9 protein-coding genes are annotated in these 11,991 nt (G+C 64.6%); 7 read left to right on the top strand and 2 right to left on the bottom strand.

The window, feature by feature from the left end:
* Window positions 1-7: 7 nt before the first annotated feature.
* The 6 genes from AC788_RS03800 (at window position 8) to AC788_RS03780 (ending at window position 7,718) form a co-directional block, all read left to right on the top strand.
* Complete coding sequence (locus tag AC788_RS03800; protein ID WP_049859278.1) at window positions 8-1,114, top strand: efflux RND transporter periplasmic adaptor subunit; 1,107 nt, start codon at window positions 8-10, stop codon at window positions 1,112-1,114.
* Window positions 1,111-4,212 (top strand): efflux RND transporter permease subunit, encoded by a 3,102-nt coding sequence (locus tag AC788_RS03795; protein ID WP_049859277.1) that lies wholly within the window; start codon window positions 1,111-1,113, stop codon window positions 4,210-4,212. The genes AC788_RS03800 and AC788_RS03795 overlap by 4 nt, the downstream gene beginning before the upstream one ends.
* Window positions 4,209-5,498 carry a beta-ketoacyl-ACP synthase II gene (gene fabF, locus AC788_RS03790; RefSeq protein WP_049859276.1) on the top strand — a complete coding sequence of 430 codons (1,290 nt, stop codon included), beginning with the start codon at window positions 4,209-4,211 and terminating at the stop codon, window positions 5,496-5,498. The genes AC788_RS03795 and fabF overlap by 4 nt, the downstream gene beginning before the upstream one ends.
* A gap of 155 nt (window positions 5,499-5,653) precedes the next feature.
* Window positions 5,654-5,803, top strand: coding sequence for a hypothetical protein (locus AC788_RS21715; protein ID WP_161804282.1), 150 nt, complete (start codon window positions 5,654-5,656; stop codon window positions 5,801-5,803).
* Between the two features lie 266 nt (window positions 5,804-6,069).
* On the top strand, window positions 6,070-7,296 hold the full coding sequence (locus AC788_RS03785; RefSeq protein ID WP_049859275.1) for an MFS transporter: 1,227 nt from the start codon (window positions 6,070-6,072) through the stop codon (window positions 7,294-7,296).
* A gap of 149 nt (window positions 7,297-7,445) precedes the next feature.
* Window positions 7,446-7,718 carry a hypothetical protein gene (locus AC788_RS03780; RefSeq protein WP_049859274.1) on the top strand — a complete coding sequence of 91 codons (273 nt, stop codon included), beginning with the start codon at window positions 7,446-7,448 and terminating at the stop codon, window positions 7,716-7,718.
* Window positions 7,719-7,808: 90 nt separating this feature from the next.
* Here AC788_RS03780 and AC788_RS03775 read toward each other — a convergent pair whose 3' ends face one another.
* Both AC788_RS03775 and AC788_RS03770 read right to left on the bottom strand, forming a co-directional pair.
* A complete protein-coding gene (locus tag AC788_RS03775) occupies window positions 7,809-8,762 on the bottom strand; it encodes a FecR family protein (RefSeq protein ID WP_236690455.1) in 954 nt (317 codons plus the stop codon).
* A gap of 48 nt (window positions 8,763-8,810) precedes the next feature.
* Window positions 8,811-9,329 carry a sigma-70 family RNA polymerase sigma factor gene (locus AC788_RS03770; RefSeq protein ID WP_049859273.1) on the bottom strand — a complete coding sequence of 173 codons (519 nt, stop codon included), beginning with the start codon at window positions 9,327-9,329 and terminating at the stop codon, window positions 8,811-8,813.
* A gap of 183 nt (window positions 9,330-9,512) precedes the next feature.
* On the opposite strand from AC788_RS03770, the gene AC788_RS03765 reads away from it, so the two are divergent.
* Entirely contained in the window at window positions 9,513-11,969 is a 2,457-nt protein-coding gene (locus AC788_RS03765) for a TonB-dependent siderophore receptor (protein WP_082223557.1), read from the top strand.
* Window positions 11,970-11,991 lie beyond the last annotated feature (22 nt).

Genomic DNA, 11,991 nt, shown 5'->3' with positions numbered 1-11,991 from the left:
GAATCCCATGTCTCGGCTTCGCGCCTCCGCGCTCGGTATCTGCCTGCTCCCTGTGCTTCTCACGGCCTGCGACCGTCCGCCGAGCGTTGCCGACCCGCGCACTCAGCCGCCCAAGGTCAGGGTGGTCGAGGCAGGTCCTGCGCCGGAGGGTCATCGCGCCTTTACCGGCGTGGTCACGGCGCGCGTGCAAAGCGATCTGGGCTTTCGGGTGAGTGGCAAGGTGATGGAGCGCTTCGTCGATACCGGCCAGGCGGTGATCCGCGGACAGCGCTTGATGCGCCTCGATCCGGCCGATCTGGCGCTGCAGTCCAACGCCCGCGAGCAGGCAGTCGCCGCCGCCCAGGCTCTGGCCACGCAGACCGCGAACGATGAGCGACGCAATCGCCAACTGGTCGCCAGCGGTGCCATTTCCGCCGCCAACTACGACCGCTTCAAGTCGTTGGCCGACACCGCCCGCGCCGATCTGGTAGCGCTTCAGGCCCAGGCCGCCGTGAGCCGCAACGAGCAGAGCTATGCCACCCTGAGCGCCGATTCCGACGGTGTGGTGGTGGCCACCCTGGCCGAACCAGGTCAGGTGGTGAACGCCGGGCAAGCGGTGGTGAGGCTGGCCAAGGCAGGCCTTCGCGAAGCGGTGGTGCAACTGCCCGAGACGCTGCGGCCAGCATTGGGCAGTTCGGCACAGGCTACCCTGTTCGGCGCCTCCGGCAATGGCGGCACCGCCACGCTGCGGCAGCTGGCCGACGCTGCAGACCCACAGACTCGCACCTTCGAAGCCCGGTATGTGTTGGGCGGCGAGCAGGCCAATGCGCCGTTGGGTTCGACCGTGACCCTGTCCATCGCATCGAACCCTTCCGTATCCGACGCCCTGAGCGTGCCCATTGCTGCCATTCATGACCCAGGCACCGGGCCGGGTGTGTGGACCGTCGAAGGCGAGCCTTCCAAGGTCGTGTGGCGGGCCGTTCAGGTCATTGGTCTGAGCGACGCCATGGCCACGGTGCGTGGTTTGCACCCAGGCGAACGCTTGGTTGCCCTGGGCCCTCACCTGCTGCACGAGGGGCAAGAGGTGCTGGTGGCGCCGCAGGATCTGCGCGCCCAGACCGGGGACCAGCCATGAGCGGCAGCCGCTTCAACCTCTCGGCGCTGGCTGTGCGGGAACGGTCGGTCACGCTGTTCCTGATCCTTCTGGTCGCCGTCGCCGGCACCCTGTCGTTCTTCAAACTGGGGCGCGCCGAGGATCCGCCGTTCACCGTCAAGCAGCTGACCGTGGTCACGGCCTGGCCCGGTGCGACCGCACAGGAGATGCAGGACCTGGTCGCAGAGCCCCTGGAGAAGCGTCTTCAGGAGCTGCAATGGTACGACCGCAGCGAAACCTATACCCGTCCGGGCCTGGCCTTCACCCTTCTATCGCTGCAGGACAAGACGCCGCCGGCCCAGGTCGAGCAGCAGTTCTACCAGGCCCGGAAAAAGCTCGGCGACGCGGCGAGCACCTTGCCGGCAGGCGTGGTCGGGCCGCTGGTCAACGACGAGTTCGCCGACGTCACCTTCGCCTTGTTCGCCCTCAAGGCGCGCGGCGACCCGCAACGCCTGCTGGTGCGTGAAGCCGAATCCCTGCGGCAACGGCTGCTGCATGTGCCAGGGGTGAAGAAGGTCAACATCATCGGCGAACAGTCCGAACGGATCTTCGTGTCCTTTTCCCATGAGCGTCTGGCGACCCTGGGTCTGTCACCCCAGGACCTCTTCGCCAGCCTGAACGACCAGAACCGGCTGACCCCAGCCGGCTCGATCGACACTCGAGGCCCCCAGGTGGTGGTGCGGCTCGATGGTGCCTTCCAGACCCTGGACGCCATTCGCAACACCCCGGTGAACGCTGGCGGACGCACGCTCAAGTTGGCGGATGTGGCGACCGTGGAGCGTGGCTACGAAGACCCAGCGACCTTCATGGTGCGCCATCAGGGCGAACCGGCGCTGATCCTGGGCGTGGTCATGCGCGATGGCTGGAACGGCCTGGATCTGGGCAAGGCGCTGGCCGCCGAGACGGCGCGGATCAACGCGGCCATGCCGCTGGGCATGACCTTCGCCCAGGTCACCGATCAATCGGTGAACATCGGTTCGGCGGTCGACGAGTTCATGATCAAGTTCTTCGTCGCCCTGCTGGTGGTGATGGTGGTGTGCTTCCTGAGCATGGGCTGGCGCGTCGGCGTGGTGGTCGCCGCGGCGGTACCGCTGACCTTGGCCATGGTGTTCGTGGTGATGGAAGCCACTGGCAAGCACTTCGACCGCATCACCCTGGGTTCGCTGATCCTCGCGCTGGGATTGCTGGTGGACGATGCGATCATCGCCATCGAGATGATGGTGGTGAAAATGGAGGAAGGCTACGACCGCATCAAGGCGTCGGCCTATGCCTGGAGCCACACCGCCGCACCCATGCTCGCCGGCACCCTGGTGACCGCCGTGGGCTTCATGCCCAACGGCTTCGCGCAGTCCACGGCCGGTGAATACACCAGCAACATGTTCTGGATCGTCGGCATCGCGCTGATCGCTTCCTGGATCGTGGCGGTGGTGTTCACGCCGTATCTGGGGGTGAAGATGCTGCCGCCTATTAAGGCCGTCGAAGGCGGTCATGCGGCCATCTACGACACCCGTCACTACAACCGCTTTCGCACCTGCCTGAGCTGGATCATCCGCTGGAAATGGCCGGTGGCGGGCATCGTGATACTGGCCTTCGCGCTGGCCATCGTCGGCATGGGCCTGGTCAAGAAGCAGTTCTTCCCGACCTCCGATCGCCCGGAAGTGCTGATCGAGGTGCAGATGCCCTATGGCACGGCCATCGAGCAGACCAGTGCGGCCACGGCCAGGATCGAAGCCTGGCTGCGCAAGGATGACGCGGCCAAAATCGTCACCGCCTACATCGGCCAGGGTTCGCCGCGGTTCTATCTGGCGATGGCGCCCGAGCTTCCCGACCCCTCCTTCGCCAAGATCGTCGTGCTCGCCGACAGCCAGGCGGCTCGGGATGCCCTGAAACTGAGAATCCGCGAGGCGGTGGCGCAGGGTCTGGCGCCCGAGGCGCGGGTACGGGTCACGCAGCTGGTCTTCGGGCCCTATTCACCCTACCCCGTCGCCTATCGAGTCATGGGTCCGGACCCGCAGGTCTTGCGGGACATCGCCGGCAAGGTCGAAGCGCTCATGCAGGGCAGTCCGATGATGCGCACCGTCAATCAGGACTGGGGGCCGCGGGTTCCTGCCTTGCATTTTTCCCTGAACCAGGACCGGTTGCAGGCGCTGGGCCTGAGTTCGGCCGCCGTGGCCGAACAGTTGCAGTTCCTGCTTTCAGGGGTGCCGATCACCGCCGTGCGCGAAGACATCCGTTCGGTGCAGGTGGTGGCCCGCGCCGCAGGGCCGGTGCGCCTCGACCCGGCAAAAATCCAAGGCCTGACCCTGGCCGGCGCGAACGGCCAGCGCATACCGTTGGCGCAGATCGGGTCCGTGGAGGTGCGCATGGAAGATCCCATCCTGCGACGCCGCGATCGCGTACCGACCCTGACCGTGCGCGGAGACATCGCCGAGGACCTGCAGCCGCCGGATGTCTCCACGCAAATGACCAAAGCGCTGCAACCGATCATGGCGGCGCTTCCCGACGGCTACCGCATCGAGCAGGCCGGGTCGATCGAAGAGTCGGCCAAGGCCACCGCCGCACTCGCGCCGCTGTTCCCGATCATGATTGCCATCACCCTGCTGATCATCATCGTGCAGACACGCTCGATGTCCGCCATGGCCATGGTCTTCCTCACCGCCCCGTTGGGGCTGATCGGCGTGGTGCCCACGCTGCTGCTGTTCAACCAACCCTTCGGTATCAATGCCCTGGTCGGTCTGATCGCGCTGTCCGGGATTCTGATGCGCAACACGCTGATCCTCATCGGACAGACCCACCTCAATGAGAAGAATGGCCTGGCGCCTTTCGATGCCGTGGTCGAAGCCACCGTGCAACGCGCCCGGCCGGTGCTGCTGACGGCACTGGCGGCAATCCTGGCGTTCATTCCGCTGACCCATTCGGTGTTCTGGGGCACCTTGGCCTACACGCTGATCGGCGGCACGTTCGGCGGCACGCTGATGACCCTGATCTTCCTGCCCGCCATGTATTCCATCTGGTTCCGCATCCGCGCGGGTGGCGATACAACCCATCATTCAACGAAAGACCTGGAGAGACACCCATGAACAATCGAGATGGCCAGAAACGCATCGTCGTCACCGGAACCGGTCTGGTCACCCCGCTGGGCTGCGGCGTCTACGAAGTGTGGCGCCGACTGCTGGCGGGCACGTCGGGCATCGGTGCGCTGCCCGCGCACATCGGTGAAGGCACGGGCGTTGCCGTGGCTGGGCAGGTGCCCACGCTGGAAGCGGACCCTGTGGCCGGCTACAACCCGGAGGCGCTGATACCGGCCAAGGAACGCAAGAAAATGGACCGCTTCATCGAGTTCGCGCTGGTCGCCGCCCATGAAGCGCTGGCCCAGGCGCAATTGCATCCCACCGACGAAGCTCGGCAACAGCGCACGGCGACCGTCATCGGTTCCGGCGTGGGCGGGTTCGGCGCGCTCGCAGGCGCCGTACGCACGACGGATGAACGTGGGCCGCGACGGTTGTCGCCGTTCACCGCCCCGTCGTTCCTGGCCAACATGGCCGCCGGACACGTCTCCATCCATAACGGCTTCAAAGGCCCCTTGGGCGCGCCAGTCACCGCCTGCGCCGCGGGCGTGCAGGCCATCGGCGATGCCGCGCGGCTGATCCGCAGCGGAGAAGCGGACATCGCTATCTGCGGTGGCACCGAGGCGGCCATCGACCGGGTCACCCTGGGCTGTTTCGCTGCCGCCCGTGCCTTGTCCACCGGCTTCAACGACCGCCCTGAAGAGGCCAGCCGCCCCTTCGACCGGGATCGCGACGGGTTCGTGATGTCCGAAGGTGCAGGTCTGCTGGTCATCGAGTCCTTGGAACACGCCCTGGCCCGCGGCGCGACACCGCTGGCGGAATTGATCGGCTACGGCACCAGTGCCGACGCCTACCACCTCACGGCAGGTCCGGAAGACGGCAGCGGTGCTCGCCGCGCCATGGAACAGGCCTTGCGCCAGGGCGGTATCGATGCGCAAGACGTCCAGCACATCAATGCCCACGCCACCTCCACCCCGGTCGGCGACAAAGGTGAGCTGGCCGCCATTCGTGCCCTGTTCGGCACCCGTAGCGGACTGGCCATCACCTCGACCAAATCCGCCACCGGCCACCTGCTCGGCGCCGCTGGCGGCATCGAGGCCATCTTTACCGTGCTGGCCTTGCGCGACCAGATAGCGCCGCCGACGCTGAATCTGCAAACGCCGGATGAAGCGGCCGAAGGGCTCGACCTGGTGGGCCCGATCGCCCGCAAGACGGCAATCACCCACGCGCTTTCCAATGGCTTCGGTTTCGGCGGCGTGAACGCCAGCGCGCTGTTTCGACGCTGGGAGGGTCAGTGATTCAAAGATCAGATGAAAGGTTTCAGCTTCAACCCCCGCGGGCATTGGGCCGCGCGGCATTGGTGCCCCGCAGTGAAGATATGTTCATCCTCGACCCCGCTTTTCCGCCCTAGACTCCAGGGGTAAACATCATGAACTGACAGGAGTTGACCATTATGTTTTCCCACGAAAGCACTGGATTGATCGCGTTGTACGTCATTGTCGCGCTGATCGTGGTAAGTACCGCTGGACACATCGCGCACAGCCACTGGCAGTATCGCCAGGGCAAGCGTGATCGGTCTTTGGAGCGTAATGGACGGGACTGACTGGGTTGGGGCCCGTCGCTCGGTTCGTGGGGAGAATGATGTGCTGGATCTTCGGACGGATCGAGCGGCTGGATAAGTGAACGCGTGTAGGCAGGCCACTTCGCGACCAAAAGGGCTCGCTGCCTGCCCCGCTGAATCGATCGCGCTAATGATGACTATCAAGGCTCACGCCTCGGTGATGGTCGCAACCCTGCCTTATACTCGCCGCCAATCCCCCCGTTACCTCCGCCTGCTCACAGGCGACTGTCTCCTTGGAATCCATTCCCATGCCAAGTCCCCATCTGGCCGCCCCAGGCCTTTCCGAACCCAATTCGCAGAGCGTCAAGCAGCAGTGGCTGGCCATTCTTTCGGTAGCCGTGGGCGCCTTCGCCTTGGTGACCAGCGAATTCCTGCCCGTGGGCGTGCTCAACGATGTCGCCAGCGACCTGGGCATCAGTGCCGGGCAGGCGGGCCTGATGGTCACCCTGCCCGGCATCATGGCCGCCCTGGCCGCGCCGTTGCTGTCGGTGGGCATCGGTGCCATGGACCGCCGCTACCTGCTGACCGGCCTGACGCTGATCATGATCATCGCCAACTGCATCGTCTCCTTCGCCAATGACTTCAACGTGCTGTTGTTCGGCCGGGTATTGCTGGGAGTCAGCATCGGCGGCTTCTGGGCCACCGCCATTGCGTTGAGCGGTCGCCTGGCACCCAGGGGTGTCGGTGTGGCCAAGGCCACGTCGATCATCATGATGGGCGTGACCCTGGCCACGGTGCTGGGCGTGCCCGTGGGCACCTGGCTCAGCGGCTTGATGGGCTGGCGCATGACCTTTCTGGTGACCGCGCTGGTGGGTGTGCCGGTGCTGCTGGCGCAGATCTTCCTGCTGCCACCGCTGCACCCGGACCGCGCCATTCGGGTCAGCGACCTGCCGGCCCTGTTCACCAATCCCCAGGCGCGGGTGGGTTTGATCGCCGTGCTGCTGATCGGTCTGGCGCACTTTGCCGCGTACACCTATGTCGCCCCGTTCTTCAAGCAAAGTGCCGGTTTCGACGGGCCGACCATTGGCTCGCTGTTGCTGCTCTATGGCATGGCCGGGGTGCTGGGCAACGTGTTCGCCGGCTTCGCCGCCAACCGCAACGTGCGCTACACCTTGCTGCTGGTGGCGCTGATGATCGGCACCAGCACGGCCCTGTTCCCGCATTTCGCGACCGGCCTTGTCGGTGCCGCGATGCTGATCGCTCTGTGGGGTTTTGCCTTCGGCGCGTTCCCGGCCTGCTCCAGCATCTGGATGTTCGTGGTCGCACCCAAGGACGTCGAGCGCGGCATGCCGCTATTCGTTGCGCTGTTTCAGGTGATCATTGCGCTGGGATCGTTCTTCGGTGGGCAGATCGTCGACCAGCTGGGCAGCTCGGTGCTGCTGAGCCTGGCCACAGCCTTGGTCGGCGCAGGTTTTGCGACGGTGCTGGTGTTGGGCCGCAAGGTCAGCAACAACGTGGTGGCCCAGCCCTGCTGAGCCCGCGTGCGCTGACGATCCCGGCAGGATTGTCAGCGCACCTGCGCAGATTGCAAAAAAATTTTGAACTGCGTTTCCGCCCATTCACCTAATGATCAGCCTGTGAATATTCCCACAGGCATTGTGTCAATATCGGCACTCTCCGAGAGGTGGTCAACGTGGCTAAAGACGAAAAGAAAACCAAAAGTGACGCTTCGAAAGCCAGCAAGGAATTGAAGGACAAAAAGTCGTCACCGGAAAAGAAATCTGCCGCAGCCTCAGCGCTTTCGAAGTCCTCCGACAAGGAGAAAAAAGACAAGAAGAAAGACGCCGAGCCCAAGAAAACCGCAAAGAAAGCTGACAGCAAGCCGGAAAAGGCTGAGAAAGCCAAGAAGTCCGACAAAGTGGAAAAAGCTGAAAAGCCTGCGAAGAAGAAAAAGTGACATTCGCTGTCTGCTAGGGCCCCCGCGCCCTAGCGTTCCCTCTGTAGTCCCCTGCCTCCCCTCCCCCGCCTATCCTGTTTTCGACTCCGTTCACGCACGCGTCTGATTCACCACCACCACGGTCAGCCAAGGCATTCGATAGATCCGTACCGGCTGAGTGCGGGCAAGCATATCGAGCATGCCGGGAACATCGTCCAGGTTGAACACACCGCTCACCGCTGTGCTGGGCAAGCGACCGGCGATGACCAGTGAGCCCGGCAGGTAACGTTCGATGTCAGCGAATACCTCGGCCAGCGGCTGCCGATTGAAGATCAGCTTGCCGCGCTGCCACGCCGACGCCGTACCCAGGTCCAGAACGCCTGTCGCCGACGGTGTCGCGCCAGCGGTGTACGCCAGGCGCTGAGCGGCCTTCAACGGCACCACGGCGCCGCCGGACGAGACCCTCACTTCTCCTTCCGTTACCCCCACACGCACCTGTTCACCCTGGCGATCGACATCGAAACGAGTGCCCACCGCCTGCACGCTGCCGCCCGAGGCCTGAACCACGAACGGCCGCATGGCATCCTTGCTGACTTCGAACAACGCCTCGCCCTTGAGCAGGCTGATCTCTCGACGCGCTGCCGAGTAATTCACCGACAAGGCCGAGCCGCTGTTCAACCAGACCTGGCTGCCGTCTTCCAGGGTCAACGCCCGGCGTTCCCCGACCGCCGTGGCGTAGTCGGCGAAATAGACCTTGGCCGGCTCGCTCAAGCCGGTCAACGCCAGCGCGCCCAGCCCGGCGGCCAATGCCGCCCAGCGCAGCGGCCGTCGCTCGCGCCTGGGTGGGGCGACGAAGGTTTGCGCTGTGTGGGTCTGTGGCAGTGCCTGCCACATCGTTTCGGCCAGCCGTGCTGCGGCTTCATGGCCCGCACTCTGCCCACGCCAACGGGCGAAAGCGTGGCGATCGGCATCACTGGCCTGGCCGGACGTCAGGTGCACCCACTGCTCGATGGCCTGGTCTTCCAGGTCAGTGGCGCAAGGGACGCGGTTCAAGGGTTCGGTCATGGTGATGGGCTCGCAGGCGCCGCCGGAAGGAAGTCGGTTGCGTGCATTCTAGAGGCACTCCGACTGACGAAGCCAATCGCGGCAATGGCGCATGGCGAGCACCAGGTACTTGCCCACCGAGCTTTCCGAGACCCCGAGGCGCAGGGCGATCTGCGCGTGGGTCAGGCCTTCGAGACGGCTGAGCAGCAACGCCAGGCGGGCGTTGCTGGGCAAATGCTGCAGGGCATGGTCGAGTTGCTCGATGGCCTCGGCAGCCAGGAACGTGCGCTCCGGCGAGGCGATGGGATCGCAGGGCTCCTCGTCCGGCTCCTCGACCTGCAACGCGCAATAGCGCCGTTCCTGGCGCAGGCGGTCGATGGCCAGATTGCCCGCGACGCGGAACACGAACGCGCGAGGTTCGAGAATCTGCGCCGTGTCTGCCAACCCCGCCAGGCGCACGTAGGTGTCCTGGGCCACGTCGGCCGCCTTCTCCACATTCCCCAGGCGCCGCGCCAGAAAGGCCAGCAGGTCGGCATAGTGCTCCTGAAAGACCATCAGCAAAGGGTTGGAATTGGGTGACACGGACATTCGCACGGCCCCGGCAGTTGAGGGCCGCATCCTATCCCAATTGAGAACCCTTATCATCAGAATGGCGGATGATAATGAAAATAATTTCAATCTGGACGGCAAGGTTTGGCCTGCTCGGTCGTCGTTGGAGAGAGAACCCTGATTCCCGGGCATTTCATCTCCATTCGATAACGGACGTTTCAGATGCAGGCACGTTTTCCGCACTTCGCTCCCGCTGCCAGTCGCACCCTGACCCTGGCGCTGATGCTGGCCATGACGACCGGCTTGCCGACGCTTTCACTTTCGGCACAAGCGGCCGAAGCCGGCACGGCGCTGGACCTGCAATCGGTCGAGCAGTCGCTGGACCAGGCATTGACCCGGTTGGCGGACCAGGCCAACGTGCGGTTGATCTTCAACTCGGCGGACGTGGCCAACCTGCGTGCTCCTGCCTTGAAGGGCCGGTACACCCTCGGCCAGGCCATGGAAATCCTGCTGCGCGGCAGCGGCTTCACCTGGCAACTGCTGGACGAGCGCACCCTGGTGCTGCAGAAACTGCCCGCCCGCGATGACCCGGCCATGGCCCTGGGCGCCACCACCGTCAATGCCATGAACGATCTGGGCAGCACCACCGATGGCACTGGTTCCTACACCACCGGCAGCAGCAGTACCGCCGCCAAGCTCAATCTGAGCCTGAAGGAAACCCCGCAGACCGTCAGCGTGGTGACCCGTCAGTTGATGGACGACAAGAAGCTCACCAGCCTGGACAAAGTGCTCGAACAGACTCCGGGCATCACCTTCCAGTACCGCAACTTCGGCGGCCACGTGTACACCTCTCGCGGGTTCTCCCTGCTAGCGGAAAGCTTTCTGGTCGACGGCGTTCCCGGTCAGGGTTACCAGATCACCGGCTGGATGAAGCCCGACACCGCCATCTACGATCGCGTCGAGGTCCTGCGCGGCGCGAGCGGTCTGTTGGTGGGGGCCGGCGAGCCGGGTGGTGCGGTGAATCTGGTGCGCAAGCGCCCGACCGCCGAACCGCGGCTGACGGTGCAAGCCAGTGCGGGATCCTGGGACCGTTACCGCATGGACCTGGACGCCAGCGGCAAGCTCAACGATGCCGGCAATGTACGCGGCCGGCTGGTCACTGCCTACGAAGACAACGGTTCCTATCTGGACGAGCGCAACACGCGCACGCCGCTGGTGTACGGCATCATCGAGGCCGATCTCGACCCCGACACCACGGTGAGCCTGAGCCTGCGTCATCAGCAGAACGTCATCAACGGCTATTCGATCTACGGCCTGCCGCGCTACAGCAACGGCAATGCGCTGGACATCTCCCGCTCCACCTCCCTGGTGCAGGACTGGAACCGGCACGAAAGCGAGATGAGCGAGGCATTCGCCGAAATCGAACATCGCTTCAACGAGCGCTGGTCGAGCACCACCTCGGTGACCGTGTCCCAAGGCAGCTTCGATCAGCAGATCGCCTACGCGCGGCGCGCCATCAGCCCGGTGACCAATACCGGCTCGGTGTTCCAGGCGGCGCTGTTCCGCCAGGACGAAGTCACCAGCACCGGGCTGGACAGCCATGTCAGCGGCAACTTCGATGCCTTCGGCCTGACCCACGACATCACCGTCGGCGGCACCTGGTCGCGCCAGGAAGCCAATACCCAGCAGGCCACCGCCAGCCTGCGCAACCAGCCACTGAACATCTTCGACGTGGATCACCATGCCATCGCCAAGCCCGCCCGGCCGGCCTGGACCACGGACATCGACATGACCGAGGAGCGTGCGGGCCTGTACGCCAACTCCCGGCTGCGCCTGAGCGAGCCGCTGAGCCTGGTGCTCGGCGGCCGCGCGAGCTGGTACGACTACACCTACGACATCAAGCGCGGCGCCGCCCTGCCCTACGAGTCCAAGGTGACGCGCAAGGTCACGCCCTACGCTGGGCTGATCTACGACATCAACGATGACTGGTCGTGGTACGCCAGCTACGCGGAAATCTTCAACGCCCAAGGCAACTACGTCGACACCCGCGGCACGCCGCTCTCCCCGTCAGAGGGTGACAACTACGAGACCGGCATCAAAGGCGCCCTGTTCGACAACCGCCTGAACCTGTCGATGGCGCTGTTCTACATCAAGCAGACCGACGTCGCCCTGGTGGACCTGGCCAACACCAACTGCACCAGCAACGACTCCGAGGGCACCTGCTACGTCAATGGCACCATCAAGCGCAGCAAGGGCATCGACCTGGAGGCCAGCGGCGAGATCCTGCCGGGCTGGCAAGTGTTCGGCGGCTACACCTTCAATCTGCTGCGCAACAACACCGAGGATGTCGAAGTTGCCTACGAGACGCCCAAGCACATGCTGCGCCTGCAGACCAGCTACAACCCGCCCGGAACCTGGGACCGGCTGACCGTGGGCGGCGGTGTTTCGGCGCAGTCCTACTACAAGGCATCGTCGACCACCGGGCTGGACTTCGGCAGCCAGGGCTACGCCATCTGGGATGCCCGCGTGGCCTGGAAACTGGACGATCACTGGCGGGTGCAACTCAACGCCGAGAACCTGTTCGACAAGCGCTACTACACCACCGCAGTGGCGGTCGACCGTTCGAACGTGTTCGGCGAGCCGCGCAGCTACATGCTGACCTTGCGAGGCGATTTCTGATCGCATCGGTGCAGGACGCATT

The organism is Pseudomonas sp. RIT-PI-a (assembly GCF_001187875.1).
Lineage (GTDB): Bacteria > Pseudomonadota > Gammaproteobacteria > Pseudomonadales > Pseudomonadaceae > Aquipseudomonas > Aquipseudomonas coleopterorum.
Note: the sequence above shows the minus strand (reverse complement) of the source record. Positions and strands in the feature narration are given on the sequence as shown.